Origin of the sequence: Aggregatibacter segnis ATCC 33393, assembly GCF_900476035.1 — a bacterium.
GTDB classification, from domain to species: Bacteria; Pseudomonadota; Gammaproteobacteria; order Enterobacterales; family Pasteurellaceae; genus Aggregatibacter; species Aggregatibacter segnis.
On record NZ_LS483443.1, the window covers coordinates 1772387 to 1790901 of the forward strand.

13 protein-coding genes and 1 riboswitch are annotated in these 18515 nt (G+C 42.9%); of the genes, 6 read left to right on the forward strand and 7 right to left on the reverse strand.

Annotated features, from left to right (window positions below; translation table 11 throughout):
• The 3 genes from thiB to DQN58_RS08680 form a co-directional block, all read right to left on the reverse strand.
• Positions 1-1005: a thiamine ABC transporter substrate binding subunit gene (gene thiB, locus DQN58_RS08670; protein ID WP_006718756.1), complete on the reverse strand. Its 1005-nt coding sequence runs from the start codon at positions 1003-1005 to the stop codon at positions 1-3.
• A gap of 21 nt (positions 1006-1026) precedes the next feature.
• Positions 1027-1836: a bifunctional hydroxymethylpyrimidine kinase/phosphomethylpyrimidine kinase gene (gene thiD / locus DQN58_RS08675; RefSeq protein ID WP_032997926.1), complete on the reverse strand. Its 810-nt coding sequence runs from the start codon at positions 1834-1836 to the stop codon at positions 1027-1029.
• A gap of 127 nt (positions 1837-1963) precedes the next feature.
• Positions 1964-2051: riboswitch (TPP riboswitch) on the reverse strand.
• Between the two features lie 99 nt (positions 2052-2150).
• Positions 2151-4661, reverse strand: a complete 2511-nt coding sequence (locus DQN58_RS08680) for a tetratricopeptide repeat protein (protein ID WP_111704462.1) — start codon at positions 4659-4661, stop codon at positions 2151-2153.
• Positions 4662-4840: 179 nt separating this feature from the next.
• Here DQN58_RS08680 and glnE point away from each other — a divergent pair, with 179 nt between their 5' ends.
• Positions 4841-7774 carry a bifunctional [glutamate--ammonia ligase]-adenylyl-L-tyrosine phosphorylase/[glutamate--ammonia-ligase] adenylyltransferase gene (glnE, locus tag DQN58_RS08685; protein ID WP_006718761.1) on the forward strand — a complete coding sequence of 978 codons (2934 nt, stop codon included), beginning with the start codon at positions 4841-4843 and terminating at the stop codon, positions 7772-7774.
• Positions 7775-7952: 178 nt separating this feature from the next.
• Positions 7953-8900, forward strand: coding sequence for a bile acid:sodium symporter family protein (locus tag DQN58_RS08690; protein WP_006718763.1), 948 nt, complete (start codon positions 7953-7955; stop codon positions 8898-8900).
• 74 nt (positions 8901-8974) lie between these two features.
• Here DQN58_RS08690 and prfC read toward each other — a convergent pair whose 3' ends face one another.
• A complete protein-coding gene (gene prfC / locus DQN58_RS08695; protein WP_032997929.1) occupies positions 8975-10558 on the reverse strand; it encodes a peptide chain release factor 3 in 1584 nt (527 codons plus the stop codon).
• Positions 10559-11265: 707 nt separating this feature from the next.
• Here prfC and DQN58_RS08700 point away from each other — a divergent pair.
• The 4 genes from DQN58_RS08700 to argG all read left to right on the forward strand — a co-directional run bounded on the left by DQN58_RS08700 (position 11266) and on the right by argG (position 15733).
• Positions 11266-12318: a porin gene (locus DQN58_RS08700; RefSeq protein ID WP_006718769.1), complete on the forward strand. Its 1053-nt coding sequence runs from the start codon at positions 11266-11268 to the stop codon at positions 12316-12318.
• 235 nt (positions 12319-12553) lie between these two features.
• Positions 12554-13414 carry a phosphoribosylaminoimidazolesuccinocarboxamide synthase gene (locus DQN58_RS08705; protein ID WP_006718773.1) on the forward strand — a complete coding sequence of 287 codons (861 nt, stop codon included), beginning with the start codon at positions 12554-12556 and terminating at the stop codon, positions 13412-13414.
• Positions 13415-13479: 65 nt separating this feature from the next.
• Positions 13480-14310: an SDR family oxidoreductase gene (locus DQN58_RS08710; RefSeq protein ID WP_006718775.1), complete on the forward strand. Its 831-nt coding sequence runs from the start codon at positions 13480-13482 to the stop codon at positions 14308-14310.
• Between the two features lie 85 nt (positions 14311-14395).
• Complete coding sequence (gene argG, locus DQN58_RS08715) at positions 14396-15733, forward strand: argininosuccinate synthase (RefSeq protein WP_006718777.1); 1338 nt, start codon at positions 14396-14398, stop codon at positions 15731-15733.
• Between the two features lie 149 nt (positions 15734-15882).
• Here argG and qseC read toward each other — a convergent pair whose 3' ends face one another.
• From qseC to DQN58_RS08730, 3 genes are all read right to left on the reverse strand, one after another.
• On the reverse strand, positions 15883-17253 hold the full coding sequence (gene qseC, locus DQN58_RS08720; RefSeq protein ID WP_006718780.1) for a quorum sensing histidine kinase QseC: 1371 nt from the start codon (positions 17251-17253) through the stop codon (positions 15883-15885).
• Complete coding sequence (locus DQN58_RS08725) at positions 17237-17908, reverse strand: response regulator (protein WP_006718783.1); 672 nt, start codon at positions 17906-17908, stop codon at positions 17237-17239. The genes qseC and DQN58_RS08725 overlap by 17 nt, the downstream gene beginning before the upstream one ends.
• Positions 17909-17996: 88 nt before the next feature.
• Positions 17997-18413, reverse strand: a complete 417-nt coding sequence (locus tag DQN58_RS08730) for a YgiW/YdeI family stress tolerance OB fold protein (protein WP_006718784.1) — start codon at positions 18411-18413, stop codon at positions 17997-17999.
• Positions 18414-18515 lie beyond the last annotated feature (102 nt).

The following is an 18515-nucleotide window of genomic DNA, read 5'->3' on the forward strand; positions in this document are numbered from 1 at the left end:
TTATTTAGTTAATGTGGTTTGCCATTGATGAATCCAACTCCGCAACATTTCCGGGCTAACATTGGAGGTATTCAAGAAAGACTGCTTCAACACATTTTCTTTTAGGGCATCAAAGTGCGGTTCAACCGGCGCTTGGATCACCGGGAACATCACGTTTGCCGTGACAATCTGTTTTTGCGCTTCCGGTGTCACCAAAAAATCCATGAAGTGATCAGCACATTGATTTTTATGTTCTGCGATTCGCGCCGCCAATTCCACTTGCATCACATTGCCTTCAGCAAACGTGGTTGCCGCATAATTCTCTTTATTTTCAAATAATTGGTGATATAACGGCGAAGTGGTGTAACTTAATACGACATCCGCCTCCCCTTTCAGGAATGCGCCGTAAGTGTCAGACCAGCCCTTGCCCACCGTAACTGTGTGTTTAGCAAGTTGTTGCCAGGCTTGCGCCACTTGGTCTGCTGAATAAACCGTATTCATCCACACTAATAAACCACGTCCCACGCTACTAGTGCGCGGATCTTGATAGATCACACGTAAATCTTCCCGCTCTACTAATTCTTTCAGGCTTTTCGGCGGATTTTTCACTTTATTTTTGTCATAGACAAAGGCGTAAGTGCCGAAATCGTAAGGCAAGAACGTGTTATCCGTCCATTGGTTTGGTAAAGAAAGTTTGCTTAAATCCACGTTATTCGCATCAAATAAATGACTTTTTTTTGCTTCATCCAACACAAAATTATCTAAGCCCAACACGATATCCGCTTTGGTTTTATGGCCTTCTAAACGCACACGATTAAACAACGTACCACCGCTTTCAAACGGCACATAATTCACCTTGCAAAGCGGAAATTGCTGTTCAAATGCCTGCTTCACTTTCGGGCCAGCCCCCCAATCAGACGTAAAAGAATCGTAAGTATAAATATTCACGGTTTCTTCATGATGATTCGCCAATACGGTGCCGGCGCATAAAGAAAGTGCGGTCAAAATTAACGTTGTTTTTTTCATGTGTCTGTTCCTCAGTATGAATTATGCCTTGTCTTGATAAGCCCAATGATTGGTCGGCCCATGTCCATGACCGATATTTAACGGATGGCTGATTGCCGCCGTAATGTAGTCTTTTGCTGTTTTAATCGCCTGTTCCACAGAAGCGCCTTTGGCGAGTTCTGCCGTCATACAGGCGGAGAACGTACAACCCGTGCCATGCGTTTGCGCTGTCGCATAACGTGGGCTTTCTAAAGTAAATTGCGCGTTAGGGGTAAACACCCAATCGCGACACACCGCACTTTGTGAATGCGCGCTGTGTCCGCCTTTAATCACCACGGTTTTCACACCACGCGCCTGCAAAATTTGCGCCGCGTGTTGCGCCGTTTGGTCATCAATGACCTCCACGCCTGTCAGCGCCTTGGCTTCCGGCAAGTTTGGCGTAATCACATCCGCCAACGGCAATAAAAATGTATTCAAAGAATCGACCGCTCTTTGTTGTAACAAGGGTGCACCGCCTTTGGCGATCATAACAGGATCTAACACCAACGTGCCGAAGTGATACTGATTTAATGCCTCAGCGACACATTCGATAATCTCTGCTGTGCCTAACATACCGATTTTAAAGGCGCTAATCGTGAAATCATCAGCAATCGCTTTCAGCTGGCTTTGAATAGTTTGAAGGGGGATGGTGTGAATATCAAAGACGCCTAAGGTGTTTTGCGCCGTGACGGCCGTAATCACCGAGGTACCAAACACACCACGCATTTGAAAGGTTTTTAAATCTGCCTGAATTCCGGCGCCACCACCGCTATCCGAACCGGCTATGGTCAACGCTTGAGCGACTTTACTCATAACGTCCTCCGCCATTTACCGGCACAGAACGACAAAACGCATATTGCATCATTGTTCCTTTTTTAATGAAAAAAGATAATCAGCAATAATGACGAATGAAGAAGATGTGGAGAAAAAGAAAGGAAGTGTGATTTTCTCGTTAGTTTCCTACGTCAGTATTAACTGTATCAGGTTCACGGGTATGATCTCAGCACAAAGCACCCCGACTAATAACGGAGTTCAGTCTATCTATTTTGCTGAGGAAGGGCAAGAGGATTGTTGGGTGGGGAGAGAAGCACCTTGGGGAAAATAAGGTGCTTTAAATGTACAAAAAGCTAAGAAGATTTTACTCTAAAAGGATTCGTTGAACTCATCACCATATTTCCTTTTTCATCATTGAGCAGCTTTCTAAAATGATCCTTATACTTCTCAGAACCCGAGGAAAGATATATTTTATGAATTGCCTTTTTTACATCCTGTTCGTATTCAACATACATTTGTCCCTGTTCCGGATTCATTTGAATTTTATCATCACAAATATTAGCAATGTAAATAATACGACACTCCTGTTCTTCTTTAAAAGCCGAATGTTTCACTAAATATCTTAATGGCAAAAGAATTTTATCTAAAATTTCATGGGTTTTCTCATCTGAAGATAATTTTGAAATTTCTTCTTTTATCTCCGTAAGTTTCATCTTAACATTACTCTCAATTTGATCTATTTGTTCTTTATATTTTTTCCAGCGGGTAGAAGGTGTTAACCTTTCATCTTCTCTATAAAATGTCAGCTCCTCTCTTTGAGCAAGTTGTAAATAAAAAGGTTTATTATCTGAATAGGACTCTAAATAAATGCAACGGTAAAGGGGTAGTTTAGAAACCAATATAGGGTTAAGCTTATTACTCTCTCCCTGCTTTTCATCAATTTTTTTATTATCAAGAAATACCTCCGTTTTAAAAGGCACATTTTGATAACTTAACGTATTGAAAGCACTCACCTCTTGATTAAAAAATTTATCTCTCTCAAACACCAAACTAATCCCTGAAGCCTCTTGTCCCTTTTCTTTCCCATACAATCTAAATTGATTAAGGCTGTCGTGGTTAAATGTAAAACAACTAATAAATGTGATTAAATCATCTTCAGTTTTTTTACCATAGTTTAAGAAATCCTTTAAAATGGTGCCCTCCGTAGGATCATTCACCCCTTTAATCGTACTCAATCTAAATTTAGATGAACTTTTTTCCTCAGTAGGATTTAATAAAGAAAAGCCAATTAATGGTCGAGTATAATGTGCTATATTTTTCTCAAAATCCTCACTCGCCAAATTTTCTATCTTTAGTTCATTTAATATTTCTGTAACACGGTCCAATATCTTTAAAAGATGAATATCTTTACTTTTAAAAATAAATTTTAAAATATCATGACGATAATCAAACTTTACTCTTTCAAAAATATTATTAACAAACTTGCCAGCACGGTGTCCCTTCTTAATTAATTCAGGAATAAAACCATTAAGTAATATTTCTGTAATTCTTGAATACACATGTTGGGAATCACTTCTTTTTATATTTAGAAGAGTATTTACCGATTTCTTCCATTTGCCGTTATCAGCCCAAACTTTAGCTAAATTCCATTGAGCCAGAGCAAAAAGTTTTGGAGAATCTTCCCGGTAAATCGCCTTATACGCAGCAACCTCCTTTTCCTGCTCTCCTTTTTCTGCCCAAATAATCCCTACATTCCATTGAGCAAGAGCAAAAGTTTCCTTGTCATCTTCCCGATGAATAGCTTCATAAGCCGCAATCGCCTTTTCCTGCTCGCCTTTTTCTTCCCAAATCTCAGCTAAACCCAATTGAGCTCGCGCAAAAGCATTCGGGTAATCTTCCCGCTGAATAGTTTTATAGGTAGCAACTGCTTTTTTCTGTTCTCCTTTTTCTTCCCAAATAACCGCCAAATTATATTGAGCTTTAGCAAAAGTTTCCTTGTCATCTTCCCGATGAATAGCTTCATAAGCCGCAATCGCCTTTTCCTGCTCGCCTTTTTCTTCCCAAATCTCAGCTAAACCCAATTGAGCTCGCGCAAAAGCATTCGGGTAATCTTCCCGCTGAATAGTTTTATAGGTAGCAACTGCTTTTTTCTGTTCTCCTTTTTCTTCCCAAATAACCGCCAAATTATATTGAGCTTTAGCAAAAGTTTCCTTGTCATCTTCCCGATGAATAGCTTCATAAGCCGCAATCGCCTTTTCCTGCTCGCCTTTTTCTTCCCAAATCTCAGCTAAACCCAATTGAGCTCGCGCAAAAGCCTTCGGGTAATCTTCCCGCTGAATAGTTTTATAGATAGCCGCTGCTTTTTTCTGTTCTCCTTTTTTTTTCCAAAGAAAACCTAAATTAAACAGAGCCTTAGCAAAAGTTTCCTTATCATCTTGCTGCTGAATGGCTTCATAAGCCGAAATCGCCTTTTCCTGCTCGCCTTTTTCATCCCAAATAACACCTAAATTAAATTGAGCTTTAGCAAAAGCTTCCTTATCATCTTCTCGCTGAATGGCTTTATAAGCAGAAACCACTTTTTTATGGTCGTCTTTTTCTGCCCAAATAAGCGCTAAATTATATTGAGCTTTAGCAAAAGCTTTTGGGTTATCTTCTCGCTGAATGGTTTCATAGATAGCAATCGCCTTTTCTTGCTCGCCTTTTTTTCTCCAAATAAGTGCCAAATTTAATTGGGCCCTCGCAAAAGTTTCTGGTGAATCCTCTCTTTTTATTGATTGAAAAATATCAATCGCTTCATCTAATTTCTCATCTTGATATAACTTTTTAGCCTGTGAAAATAATTGTCTCGCTTCATCCTGTGACATGAGTGATTCCTTTAGTTTAATGAAAGAAAAAATATTTTATTTATGTAATAAGAATACCAAATCTATCCTTATCTCCCCAGCCTCTATATTTAATTCCTTGACACCTATCACACTTCTCCTCTCTCAAAATACCCCATTTCATGCTAAAGTTGACGCACCATTTTTCATAAGGATTCATCATGTCTTTTGTTGCGCCATTCACCGATAAACTCCATTCCCTTGCTGAAGTGCTGATCCAATCTTTTCCGGAACAATTTGATGCGACGTTGTTTGAACAAATCGAACAACAAATAGAAGATCCCGCAACGAATATCGGGCAAATGGCTGTGGCGGTGGCGATGTCGGATTTTGTGGCGGAGGCGTGGCAGAAACAGCCTGCGTTTTTAGCAAAATGTTGGGAAAAACTACCGCACTTTGAGGACTGTGACCAGTACGCCGAGCGGTTGAATGAGGTGTTGCAGGATGTGCAGACGGAAGAACAGCTTTATCGGGAATTACGTCTGTTTCGTGCCCGTGAAATGGTGAAATTGAGTGTTTGTCAAAGTCTTAATTTCGCCACGGTAGAACAGGTTTTTATTCGCTTGTCGCAACTGGCGGAAAGCCTGATTATTGGTGCGCGCGATTGGCTTTATGCACGGGCTTGTGAAGAAATGGGTACGCCAATGGATGCGCAGTGCAACGCGCAGCAGTTATATATTCTCGGCATGGGGAAATTGGGTGGCTTTGAACTGAATTTTTCTTCCGACATTGATTTGATTTTTACTTATCCAAGCCAAGGGGAAACCGTGGGTGCGCGCCGCAGCGTGGATAATGCGAAGTTTTTCACCCGTTTGGGGCAACGCTTGATTAACGCGTTAGATCAATACACAGCCGATGGTTTTGTGTACCGCACGGATATGCGTTTACGTCCCTTTGGCGACAGTGGCGCGCTGGCACTCAGTTTTAACGCCATGGAACAGTATTATCAGGATCAAGGGCGCGATTGGGAACGTTACGCCATGATCAAAGGTCGCATTTTAGGTGCGCAAGCAACGGATCCCAATGTTGCCGTTTTACAGAATTTATTGCGCCCGTTTGTATATCGTCGCTACATTGATTTCAGCGTGATTCAGGCGTTGCGTGAGATGAAACAAAAAATCGAACGGGAAGTACGCCGCCGCAACCTCACCGATAACATCAAATTGGGCGCGGGCGGCATTCGTGAAATTGAGTTTATCGTGCAGGTTTTCCAGTTAATTCGCGGTGGGCGGGAAATTGCCTTGCAGCAGCACGAATTGCTGAATTTATTGCCGGAACTGAGCAGGCTGAATTTGATTTCCATCGAACAGGAATCCGATTTGCGCCACGCCTATTTATTTCTACGTCGCGCGGAAAATGTGCTGCAAGCCATCAAAGATCAACAAACCCAACAACTGCCCGAGAATGAATGGGATCGTCAACGTTTAATCTTCGCCTGCGCGGAATTTACCCAATGGAGTGCGCAACAAGAAAGTGTTTCCGTCACTTACCCGATTCACGATTGGGCGAGTTTTCTCGCCGTGTTACACGAACATCAGCGCAAAGTGCGGTCGGTATTTCAGTCATTAATTGGCGATGAACAAGAAGAAAATACATCGGAAAATGCGTGGGAAGATTTCCTCGAAACGGATTTTGACGAACAAGAATTGCTCGGCATTTTGCAACAAAACGGTGTGCCGGAGGCGGAACAAGATGCGGTGTTGGATCGCCTGTTACAATTTCGCAACGAACTGCCCCGTTATGCTATTGGTGTGCGCGGGCGGGCGGTACTGAATCGCTTAATGCCAAACCTGCTGGAACAAGTTTTACATACGCCCAACAGCCCTGTTTTACTGCCACGCATTTTGACGATTATTGAAAAAATCCTCACGCGTACCACTTATCTCGAGCTATTAGCAGAAAATCCGCAAGCCTTGACACAGCTTATTGAACTGTGTGCCCAATCAAAATTTATTGCGGAACAAGTGGCGCGCCACCCGATTTTGCTCGATGAATTGCTCGATCAAAAATCCCTGCGAAATCCACCGCACTTTACCGAGTACGCCTCCGAATTACAGCAATATTTATTGCGCCTGCCGCAAGATGACGAAGAACAATTTATCGATGGCTTGCGCCAGTTTAAGCACGCTGCCCTGCTCCGCATTGCCGCCGCCGATATTCTCGGTGTGTTGCCGGTAATGAAAGTGAGCGACCATCTCACCTATTTGGCTGAGGCCATTATCGGCGCGGTGGTCAATTTGGCGTGGCAACAAATCGCCGTCCGTTTTGGGGTGCCCGAACATTTGGCAGAAGGAGAGAAAAACTTCCTCGTGGTGGGCTACGGCAAATTGGGCGGCATTGAATTAGGCTATAAATCTGACTTAGATCTCGTCTTCTTATACGATCCCGCTAGCAATAGCCAAACCGTTGGTGGCAAAAAAGTCATCGACAGCAACCAATTCTATTTACGTTTGGCGCAAAAAATCGTCAGTATTTTCAGCATGAATACCAGCGCCGGGATTTTATATGACGTGGATATGCGCCTACGCCCGTCAGGCGATGCGGGATTGCTTGGTTGCTCTTTCGCCGCCTTTGAAAACTATCAACTAAACGAAGCCTGGACCTGGGAAAAACAAGCCTTGGTGCGTAGCCGTGCAGTGTTCGGCGAACAGAAACTCCGAGATGAATTTGAAACCATTCGCCACAAGGTACTTTCTGCCCCGCGGGACTTAGTTCAACTGAAACAGGATGTCTGCGAAATGCGGGAAAAAATGTATGAACATTTGGCAAAACATGATGACGCCCAATTCAACATTAAAACCGACCAAGGCGGCATTACGGACATTGAATTTATCGCCCAATATTTGGTGTTAGCGCATTCGCCGCAGCAGCCCGCACTCACACGTTGGTCAGATAACGTGCGGATTTTCGAAATCATGGCAGAATACGGCATGATTTCTGACACCGATAGCGAACGTTTAAAACAATGTTATGTGGATCTGCGCAACCGTATTCACCATTTGAATTTACTCGGTTTACCCTCTGTGGTGGACGGAGCGGAATTTTGTGCAGAACGGGCGTTTGTACGAGAGATGTGGGCGCGACTATTCCATTAAAGTGTGGTTATTTTTAATAACGTTTTTTCATCACTCAAAAACGTGAATTGATTATGAAAATAAAAAAATTCATGTTTTCTCCTTTTTTGCCCCGAAAATATTTTTTCATTTCCCCTATTTTCTGCTATGTTGACTACCTTTTTTCACTACTCGTACTTTTAATTTTTAAGGATTTTTTATGCACGCATTGCTTAAATTTACCCAATTTGTTAGTAAAACCTTTGCCCTTTGGGTGTTACTTTTCGCTCTCCTTGCGTTTCTCTCACCGGAAACCTTCTTATGGCTCCGCCAATATATTCCTTACTTGCTCGGTATTGTCATGTTCGGCATGGGGATTACGCTTACTTTCAATGATTTCAGTGAAGTCGCCAAACACCCGAAAGCCGTCATTGTGGGCGTAGTCGGGCAATTTGTAATCATGCCATCCATCGCTTTTGTCCTCGCAAAAGCATTGAATTTGCCGGATGATTTGGCCGCTGGTGTGATTCTTGTCGGCTCCTGCCCGGGTGGTACGTCTTCTAACGTGATGACCTATTTAGCCCGTGGTAACACCGCACTTTCTGTAGCCTGTACCACCATTTCCACCTTGTTAGCCCCGTTATTAACGCCGGTGATTTTCTATGTGTTGGCCAGCCAATGGATCGAAATTAACGCCAGTGCGATGTTTATTTCCGTGTTGGAAATGGTGCTTTTCCCAATTTTCTTGGGCCTAGTAATTCGCGCGCTATTCAAAAAACAAATGTCGCAAATCAGCCAAACCATGCCTTTGGTTTCTGTCATCGCGATTGTCTTAATTCTTGCTGCAGTCGTTGCCGGTAGCAAAGACAAAATCATCGACTCCGGTTTATTGATTTTCGGTGTGGTTGTGTTGCACAACTGCTTGGGTTACCTCATCGGCTTTATTGCAGCCAAATTACTCAAATTAAATAACTATGACAGCAAAGCCATCGCCATTGAAGTGGGTATGCAAAACTCCGGTTTAGGCGCAGCACTTGCCACTGCGCATTTGAACCCAATCGCTGCCGTACCAAGCGCCGTGTTCAGTTTCTGGCACAACGTTTCCGGCCCGATTTTAGCAAACTACTTCTCCACCTTGAAAAACGGTAATGAAGAAGAAAACAAGTAAATAAAAACACCTAGAAAAAGACCGCACTTTAATCCCTTAAAGTGCGGTCTTCTTTTTTAATGTTTTTGAACAAATTAATGTTCGCGGGTTTTGAAGAATGTCACATCCGGATAACGCTCTTGCGCAAGATTGAGATTCACCATCGTTGGGGCGATGTAAGTGAGGTTATCGCCACCGTCTAACGCCAAGTTTTGCTCATTTTTACGTTTAAACTCTTCAAATTTTTTCGCGTCGCCACATTCCACCCAACGGGCCGTTGACACGTTGACGGTTTCATAAATGGCTTCGACGTTATATTCGGATTTCAAACGCGAAACGACCACATCAAACTGCAACACACCCACTGCACCAACAATCAAATCGTTATTCAGCAACGGACGGAAAACCTGTACGGCGCCTTCCTCGGAAAGCTGTACCAAGCCTTTTAATAATTGTTTTTGCTTGAGAGGATCTTTCAAACGAATACGGCGGAATAACTCCGGTGCAAAGTTTGGAATGCCCGTGAATTTTAACTCTTCCCCTTGGGTAAAGGTATCACCAATTTGAATCGTACCGTGATTGTGCAAACCGATAATATCGCCGGCATAGGCTTCTTCTGCATGCGAACGGTCGCCCGCCATAAAGGTTAACGCATCAGAAATCACCACCTCTTTGCCGATACGTACATGTTTGAGTTTCATGCCTTTTTCATATTTGCCGGACACGACACGTAAGAATGCAACACGGTCGCGGTGTTTCGGATCCATATTGGCTTGAATCTTGAACACGAAACCACTGAATTTTTCTTCATCGGCAGACACTTTACGCACATCGGTTTGACGGGCTTGTGGCGCAGGCGCCCATTCGGTTAAGCCGTCAAGGAAATGATCCACGCCGAAATTCCCTAACGCCGTACCGAAAAAGACCGGCGTCAATTCACCGTTTAAGAACAAATCTAAATCAAATTCGTTGCTAGCGCCTTTGACCAATTCCAATTCATCACGTAATTGTTGTGCCAAATCGTCACCTACGGCATTATCCAATTCCGGATTATTTAAGCCTTTCACAATGCGCACTTCTTGAATCGTGTGTCCTTGCCCGGTTTGATAGAGATAGGTTTCGTCTTTGTATAAGTGATATACGCCTTTAAACAATTTGCCGCAACCGATAGGCCAAGTAATTGGCGCGCAGTGAATTTTCAATACGTTTTCTACTTCATCCAATAATTCCATCGGATCACGAATATCACGGTCAAGTTTGTTCATAAACGTGATAATCGGCGTGTCGCGCAAACGGGCGACTTCCATCAATTTAATGGTACGATCCTCAACCCCTTTGGCGGAGTCAATGACCATCAAGCAGCTGTCCACCGCCGTTAAAGTGCGGTAGGTATCTTCAGAGAAATCCTCATGCCCCGGAGTATCCAGCAGGTTGACCAAACAATCGTTGTATGGAAATTGCATCACGGAAGTGGTAATAGAAATCCCACGTTGTTTTTCCATTTCCATCCAGTCGGATTTCGCGTGCTGTGCGGAACCTTTGCCTTTCACCGAACCGGCTTTTTGAATGGCGTTACCATAAAGCAAAACCTTTTCGGTAATCGTGGTTTTACCTGCATCGGGGTGAGAAATAATCGCAAAAGTGCGGCGTTTATTAACTTGTTCTTGTGGGTATGTCATCTGTTCTGTCTGTGTTGTTTGATGAAGAAATAAAGAAACCGCCTTAAACGACGGTCCAAAAATAAGTGGCGCAACTATATGCTTTTTAGCCACTTTTTTCAAGTTTGAGAAGCATTAATGCCGACAGGTTGTAACAAAGTGCGGTATGTTTTCTGCCTATTTTTAATTTACGATATGAATATGTTAAGCACTGACAAAACGCTTACTATTTATTCAAGCCTTCACTTGTCAAATAAAAATGTATTTCAAATGGAGTGAAAGACTTTTCCCATCCCATTGTTTTTAAAGGCGAATTCTGTCAATTATTACGTGATCAGCATCACAAAAATAAGATGAAATCCAAAATAAATCACTTATCTATTTATTTTATTAAACACTCATTTTAGTAAATAAAAAAATTAAAATAAAAATCAATAAGTTAAATCAAATCCAGTAGAAAATAGCCGATCAAAAAAATATAAAAATTGTGATCCAGATAACACTTTTCGCCACTAAACAAAAATGGAAGAATCACATAACCCTTTGAAAAATAATGGTTTTAAAAACCACGTAAAATTTCTCGTTTATTGACAGCACTTAAAAGTTTTATTAGCGTTAAACCGAAATCGAGAAAAACACCATTTAATAAAAACAAAATGGAGTGAAATATCCAATTTTATACAATAAGAACGTCAATTTTGTTAAAACTAAAACTCAAGGTGATTAACATGAAAAAAACACTTATCGCACTAGTAGTAACAGCAATGGCTGCGGCTTCAGCAAATGCTGTTGTCGTTTATAAAAACGAAGGCACAAAAGTTGAATTAGACGGACGTGGCGCATTCGAAATCGTTAACATGAAAGATAAAAAAGTCGACACTAGTGGCAAACGCACTGATTTAGTTGACCGTGGTTCTCGTGTTCGCGTTCGCGCAAGCCAAGAGATTGGCAACGGTTTCAGCGCATTAGCGGCATTTGAAATTCGTTTCACACAAAACGGTACTGTCGGTGATGGCATCAACACCAAACGCTTATTCGGTGGATTCGCACATAAAGATATCGGTTCATTGACTTTCGGTAACCAATTGACTTTGGGTGACCACATTCCTAAAGCTAACTACTCTTACGAATTAAGTGGTAACGTATTACACGATAGCGCAGCAAAAGCGGTTCACTTTATGTCTAGCAAATTTGCCGGCTTCCGTGTTGCTGCAGACTATTACTTTGGCGAAGCAAATAAAGCTAAAGCAGATGAGGGTCAAGGTTTTGGCGTAGGTGCTTTCTATGATGGTCAATGGGGCGATGTGGGTGTAAGATTCGGTTCCGGCTATATCGAAGTGAAAAAAGCTGACGCGATGACTAAAGACTACAAACAAAAAATTGCCGGCGTTGGTTTTGACGTGAAATATAAAATCGTTAGCGTTGGTTTTGACTGGGCTCATGGTACATCAATGAAAGGTCACAGAGACTACAACTTCAAACACAGTATGGGTAATAAAGCTACTGGCGTTGGCAGATACGAAAAAATTGACCGTTTTGACTTAGGTTTGAAAGTCGATTTAACCGAGCAAAATGCCCTTTACGGTGCATACTTATGGGGTACCGGTAAAAATGAAGGCCAAGCTAACGGTAAATACAGAGGCTGGGTAATGGGTGTTGACCACAGATTTAACAAACACGTTGCTGTTTACCTTGAAGGCGGCAAAGCGAATGTTAAAGAAAACGGTGAAAAAGTTTCCGATGCAACCCGTATCGGCTTAGGTACCCGTATCATGTTCTAATTCTTATTATTCATAAAATACATACTACTGTCTTTTTGACCGATAGCGAAAGCTATCGGTCTTTTTATTTTGAATAATCCACTTAAAAACATTCTTTTTTCTGACCGCACTTTATTTCCTTACGCAGGCATCAATCCAGCACAAAATAAAATTCTCACTAAAAAATGCAAACGTTTGCGTAAAAAGTGCGGTACAATACGCACCATTATTTTTACGCAGATAAAAAGGAAATGAAATGACACAACTTAGTCTAAAAAAAATCTATTCCGGCAAAGTACGGGATTTGTATGAAATTGATGACAAACGAATGTTGATGGTCGCCAGTGACAGATTGTCGGCGTTCGATGTGATTTTAGATGATCCGATTCCGCGTAAAGGCGAAATCCTGACACAAATTTCTAACTTTTGGTTTAACAAACTGGCGCACATTATGCCGAATCATTTTACCGGTGACAGCGTTTACGATGTGTTACCCAAAGCGGAAGCCGATTTAGTGAAAGAGCGTGCGGTGGTGTGCAAACGCTTAACCCCAATTAAAATTGAATCTATCGTGCGCGGTTATTTAACCGGCAGCGGTCTGAAAGATTACAAACAAACCGGCACCATTTGCGGTTTAGTCTTGCCAAAAGGGTTAATAGAAGCCAGTAAATTGCCTGAGCCGATTTTCACGCCATCCAGCAAAGAAGAAATCGGCAATCACGATATTAATATTAGCTATGCCGAGTGCGAAAAATTGATCGGCAAAGATTTGGCGGCGCAAGTGAAAGAAAAAGCCATCGCCCTTTATACCGAAGCGGCCAAATATGCCTTAACCAAAGGTATCATCATTTGTGACACCAAATTTGAATTCGGCTTAGATGAAAACGGCACGTTAACTTTGATGGATGAGGTATTAACGCCGGATTCCAGCCGTTTCTGGTCAGTAGAGACTTATCAAGAAGGCACAAACCCACCGTCTTTTGATAAACAATTTATTCGTGACTGGTTGGAAAACAGCGGTTGGAATAAACAGCCACCAGCGCCGAAAGTGCCGTCGGATGTCATTCAGAAGACCGTAGATAAATACCAAGAAGCCTTGGATTTATTAACAAAATAACACTTAAAGGAATTCCCGCTATGCATTAGAATAGTGGGAATTTTTTGTAACCGGATAGGAGTAATATGAGGTCGGTCGCCATTGTCGGGTTAGGTTGGCTAGGTTTGCCACTGGCGCGACATTTAAAAAATCTAGGCTGGGAAGTTAAAGGCACAAAACGTACTCATGATGGTGTAGAACAAATGCGTTTAATGCGTTTGGAAGCCTATCATTTGGAACTTACCCCTGAAATTAATGCGGATCCTGATGATGTCAGTGCGTTGCTCGATGTTGATTCATTGATCATTAATATTCCACCAAGCCAATATTTTTTCGATCTCAATCAATATGTCGAAGGCGTACAAAATCTGGTGAACGAAGCCTTATTACAAGGCGTAAGCCACATTATTTTTATTAGCTCCACTTCCGTTTTTCCTGATATTTCCGCTCATTTTGATGAATCCGTCATCCCACAGCCGGACAGTGACATTGGTCGCGCCTTAGTTGAAATCGAAAATGGCTTGGCAAAAATGCAAGACATCGATTGCGATATTATTCGTTTTGCCGGTTTAGTCGGCAACGATCGTCACCCAGTTTATTCCCTTGCCAGCAAACAGGAGCTAAAGTGCGGTCATTCTCCCGTAAATTTAGTCCATCTAGACGATTGCGCACGCGCCATTCAATTATTGTTAGAAACCCCGGGCGGTTACCGTTTATATCATTTGGCCGCGCCAATGCACCCTACTCGGGAAGCCTATTATCAATATGCTGCGGAAAAATACGGGCTAGAACCACCGCACTTTATTAACTCAGAACAAGATCCGCAGCGCATTATCATGGCGGAAAAAATTTGTCATGAATTAGAATTTGTTTACCAATATCCGGATCCGAATTTAATGCTGACAACAAAAGAATAAAAGCGCGGTTATTTTTCGAAATGTTTTTACCACGTACTTTTATCAAACCCATTCACTCAAACAAACACAGATAAGGAAAGAAAATATGTCAAATACCATTTTGCAACACTTACCCAAAGGTGAAAAAGTCGGTATCGCCTTTTCCGGCGGCTTAGACACCAGCGCGGCACTGCTTTGGATGCGTCAACACGGCGCCATTCCTTGCGCTTACACCGCGAACCTTGGCCAACCGGATGAAGAGGATTACGAGGCTATTCCGCGCAAAGCCAAAGAATATGGCGCAGAAATGGCCCGCTTAATCGACTGCCGCACGCAATTAGCCCAAGAAGGCATTGCGGCGATCCAATGCGGCGCCTTTCACGTGACGACAGGTGGTTTGACTTATTTCAACACTACTCCATTAGGTCGTGCGGTGACCGGCACCATGTTGGTCTCTGCCATGAAAGAAGATGATGTCAATATTTGGGGCGATGGCAGCACTTACAAAGGCAACGACATCGAACGTTTCTATCGTTACGGCTTAATGACCAACCCAAATTTAAAAATTTATAAACCTTGGTTGGATCAAAAATTCATCGATGAATTGGGCGGCCGTTTTGAGATGTCTAACTTCTTAATTGAAAACGGCTTTGATTACAAAATGTCTGTCGAAAAAGCCTATTCCACCGACTCCAACATGCTTGGCGCGACTCACGAGGCAAAAGACTTGGAATTCTTAAATTCCGGTATTCGTATCGTTAACCCAATCATGGGCGTACCATTCTGGCGTGAAGATGTACAAATCAAAGCGGAAGAAGTGACGGTGCGTTTTGAAGAAGGCATTCCGGTGGCATTAAACGGCAAAACCTTCGACAACATCGTAGAATTGTTCCTTGAAGCAAACCGCATTGGTGGTCGTCACGGCTTAGGGATGTCCGACCAAATCGAAAACCGTATCATTGAGGCGAAATCTCGCGGCATCTACGAAGCCCCAGGAATGGCTCTCTTACACATCGCTTACGAACGTTTAGTGACCGGCATCCACAACGAAGACACCATTGAACAATACCGTATTAATGGTATCCGTTTAGGTCGTTTGTTATACCAAGGTCGTTGGTTCGATCCGCAAGCCTTAATGTTGCGCGAAACCGCTCAACGTTGGGTGGCTCGCGCGGTTACCGGTGAAGTGACGTTAGAGTTACGTCGTGGTAATGACTATTCCTTACTCAATACTGAATCGCCGAACTTAACCTACCATCCGGAACGTTTGAGTATGGAAAAAGTGGAAAATGCACCGTTTGATCCGGTCGATCGTATCGGTCAATTAACCATGCGTAACCTTGATATCACGGACACCCGCGACAAACTCGGTATCTATTCCCGCACCGGTTTACTGGCGACAAACAAAGATTCTGCGTTACCGCAATTATACAAAAAAGCGTAAAACGCTCTCTTTGGGAACCGCACTTTACAGCGAAAAAAAAGCAAGCCTTTTGGCTTGCTTTTTTATTTTCATAAAACCTATTCAACAGCATCAAATAAAAAAGTGCGGTGAAAATTCACCGCACTTTTAGCTCCGCCTTTTTATCGACTTTACAACAAAATCTCCGCACACAAACCGATGCGTTCACCGGCAGCATTTTTACGGTTAGAAAGGTTGAGTTGGTAATGATGTAATTCGGCAATGCGGCGAACAATAGACAAGCCCAAGCCGCTGCCTTTTTCGTTTTGGCCGGCCGGGCGATAGAAACGTTGTCCGAGTTTGACTAGATCGGCTTCATCGACACCGCCGCCGTTGTCTTCCACCAAAATCTTATTTTTTTCCAACCGTACTTTGACCTGACTGCCCGCCGGGCAATAACGAATGGCGTTATCTATTAGATTACGCAGCATAAGCGCCAACAACAACGGCTGCCCCATTTTTACCGGAGGCGCGGCGACGGGCTCAAATGCCAACGTGATTTGGTGTTTTTCCGCATGAAAATACAATTCCCCCATCAGCGACGGAATCAACTGTTCCCAATGAATTTCCTGTAAATTCTCCAGTTCTTTCAAATTATCCAAGCGAGAAAGGGTTAATAATTGCTCGATCAACTGGGTTGCGCGATCGATGCCTTTAGTCAGATTTTCCAATGCCTGCTCACGCAAGTGAGCGTCATCACCGGCAAGTTGCGCCACTTCCGTTTGAATACGCAAAGCGGCAAGCGGGCTACGCAATTCATGAGCCGCATCGGAAGTAAAACGACGTTCACGCAATAAGGTGGCAGAAGTGCGGTCAAAAAATTGATTTAAATTTTCAATTAACGGCAAAATTTCCGTCGGCAGATTGTCAGTTGGCAACAATGAGGTATCGTCCGGTGGGCGTTTCGCCACTTGCTCGCCCACTTGTTTTAGGCTGCGTAATTCTCGGCGAATAATCAACCCGAGTGCCGCCAATAAAAACGGCAAACCGGCAAACCAAATCCACATTTGCCCGAATACCATTTTATTGATCAGTTCATCGCGATATTCCTGTTCCTGTCCCACGGCAACGATTAAACGGCCACCGGCGACAGGCAACCAGAAAATACGCCAGTCATCGTCGTCCTCACGAATTTTACTGAGTGAAAAGCCTTTTTTAGGTTCATAAACAAAGTTTTCGCCATTTTCACCGTCACTGAGTACGATGTTGCCGTCTGTAGTAAAAATCGCAAAGGCCAACGCATCATCGTCAAAACGATGCTTTTTAAAAGGGCGGCGCGGTTGTGGGTTGTGACGATCGATTAAAAGATGGCGTAAGTCAGAGGAAGCTAGCCGTTCGGCAAATAAAATTTGTTGGGCGTCAAAAACTTGATTCACTTCTTTACGGACTTGAAACCACGCTACCGCCGTGGAGATCAACCACACTAAAACGGACACCAAAGACAAGGTGGCAATTAATCGAAAACGGAGGCTGCGCTTGTGCCAATTAAGTTTCTTCATCATTTTTTCCTAAGGCATAGCCCACGCCATGCACGGTGCGAATAAATTGTTTACCGAGTTTTTGGCGCAAATTATAAATATGCACTTCCAAGGCATTGCTGTTGACTTCGTCATCCCAGTTGTAAAGTTTTTCTTCAATAAAATCACGGGTGAGGACGCGTTCTTTATTCAGCATAAACAGCTCAAGCAGTTTATATTCACGCGTGGTTAATGCAATTTCCTGTTCATTTAACAACACTTTACGTTGATTCGGATCGAATTTGACGCAGCTATGCTGAATAATCGGGCTGGCATGCCCATAACGACGACGAATCAATGCTTGCAAGCGTGCCACTACTTCCACCAGCGCAAACGGCTTGCATAAATAATCGTCTGCACCGCGTTGTAAGCCGGTAATGCGTTCATCTAAGGTATCTCGCGCCGTTAAAATCAACACAGGCACATCCTGCCCGTTTTTACGCCATGCCTGCAGCACGTCTAAGCCGTCCATTTTCGGCAACGTTAAATCTAACACCACCGCATCATAAGGCGCAGCTTGCGCTGCCGCCAATCCGCTTTTGCCGTCGGTAAACCAATCCACCGCAAAACCTGATTTGGTCAAACCGATTTGAATGCCGTTGCCGATAAGCGCATCGTCTTCGATTAATAAAATTCGCATAAAAAAATCACCGCACTTTTACTTGAGAAATCGCCATAATAAAAACAAACAAAAAGTGGCTCATCACCACTTTCTGTTTTTGGTCGGATTATTTTACAATTTTTTCGACACGATCAATATCGACTTCCGTTTTATTCCAAGATTTATCCACTTCGCCGTAAAGTTTCACTTCATCGCTTGGGGAAATATCCTGACCACGCCATGCTTTGCGGTCGATTTCTACTTGTAGTTCACCGCTGGCATCTTTGAAAATATAGTCATCTTTACCCACTTGTTTAACGATATTGCCTTGTAAAATCACATATTGATCGTCAACCCACGAAGTGGCGTCTGCTGCTTTGCTTAGTGTTTGTTCGCCATTAACAAACCCACCACGTTTAAAATCCCCTTTTTGATGGTGTTGTACTTGTGACGCATTAGGATCTTGGAAACCGCCTTGGGCAAAGGCACCGCTTGCGGCAATGGTTGCTAATACGAAAATTGTTGCTAAACTGCGTTTCTTCATTTGAAATCTCCTTCGTAAAGTTTATTATCACAAAGCCCCTTGCTTTGTTGAGAGCTATTAAAGCAAGTAAAAATTAAGAAAAGATTAAGAAGCTTAAAATTT

Bases quoted from the DNA above. Each gene is read 5' to 3' on its own strand.
- thiB (WP_006718756.1), bottom strand. From the start codon at position 1,005: ATGAAAAAAACAACGTTAATTTTGACCGCACTTTCTTTATGCGCCGGC.
- thiD (WP_032997926.1), bottom strand. From the start codon at position 1,836: ATGAGTAAAGTCGCTCAAGCGTTGACCATAGCCGGTTCGGATAGCGGT.
- DQN58_RS08680 (WP_111704462.1), bottom strand. From the start codon at position 4,661: ATGTCACAGGATGAAGCGAGACAATTATTTTCACAGGCTAAAAAGTTA.
- glnE (WP_006718761.1), top strand. From the start codon at position 4,841: ATGTCTTTTGTTGCGCCATTCACCGATAAACTCCATTCCCTTGCTGAA.
- DQN58_RS08690 (WP_006718763.1), top strand. From the start codon at position 7,953: ATGCACGCATTGCTTAAATTTACCCAATTTGTTAGTAAAACCTTTGCC.
- prfC (WP_032997929.1), bottom strand. From the start codon at position 10,558: ATGACATACCCACAAGAACAAGTTAATAAACGCCGCACTTTTGCGATT.
- DQN58_RS08700 (WP_006718769.1), top strand. From the start codon at position 11,266: ATGAAAAAAACACTTATCGCACTAGTAGTAACAGCAATGGCTGCGGCT.
- DQN58_RS08705 (WP_006718773.1), top strand. From the start codon at position 12,554: ATGACACAACTTAGTCTAAAAAAAATCTATTCCGGCAAAGTACGGGAT.
- DQN58_RS08710 (WP_006718775.1), top strand. From the start codon at position 13,480: ATGAGGTCGGTCGCCATTGTCGGGTTAGGTTGGCTAGGTTTGCCACTG.
- argG (WP_006718777.1), top strand. From the start codon at position 14,396: ATGTCAAATACCATTTTGCAACACTTACCCAAAGGTGAAAAAGTCGGT.
- qseC (WP_006718780.1), bottom strand. From the start codon at position 17,253: ATGATGAAGAAACTTAATTGGCACAAGCGCAGCCTCCGTTTTCGATTA.
- DQN58_RS08725 (WP_006718783.1), bottom strand. From the start codon at position 17,908: ATGCGAATTTTATTAATCGAAGACGATGCGCTTATCGGCAACGGCATT.
- DQN58_RS08730 (WP_006718784.1), bottom strand. From the start codon at position 18,413: ATGAAGAAACGCAGTTTAGCAACAATTTTCGTATTAGCAACCATTGCC.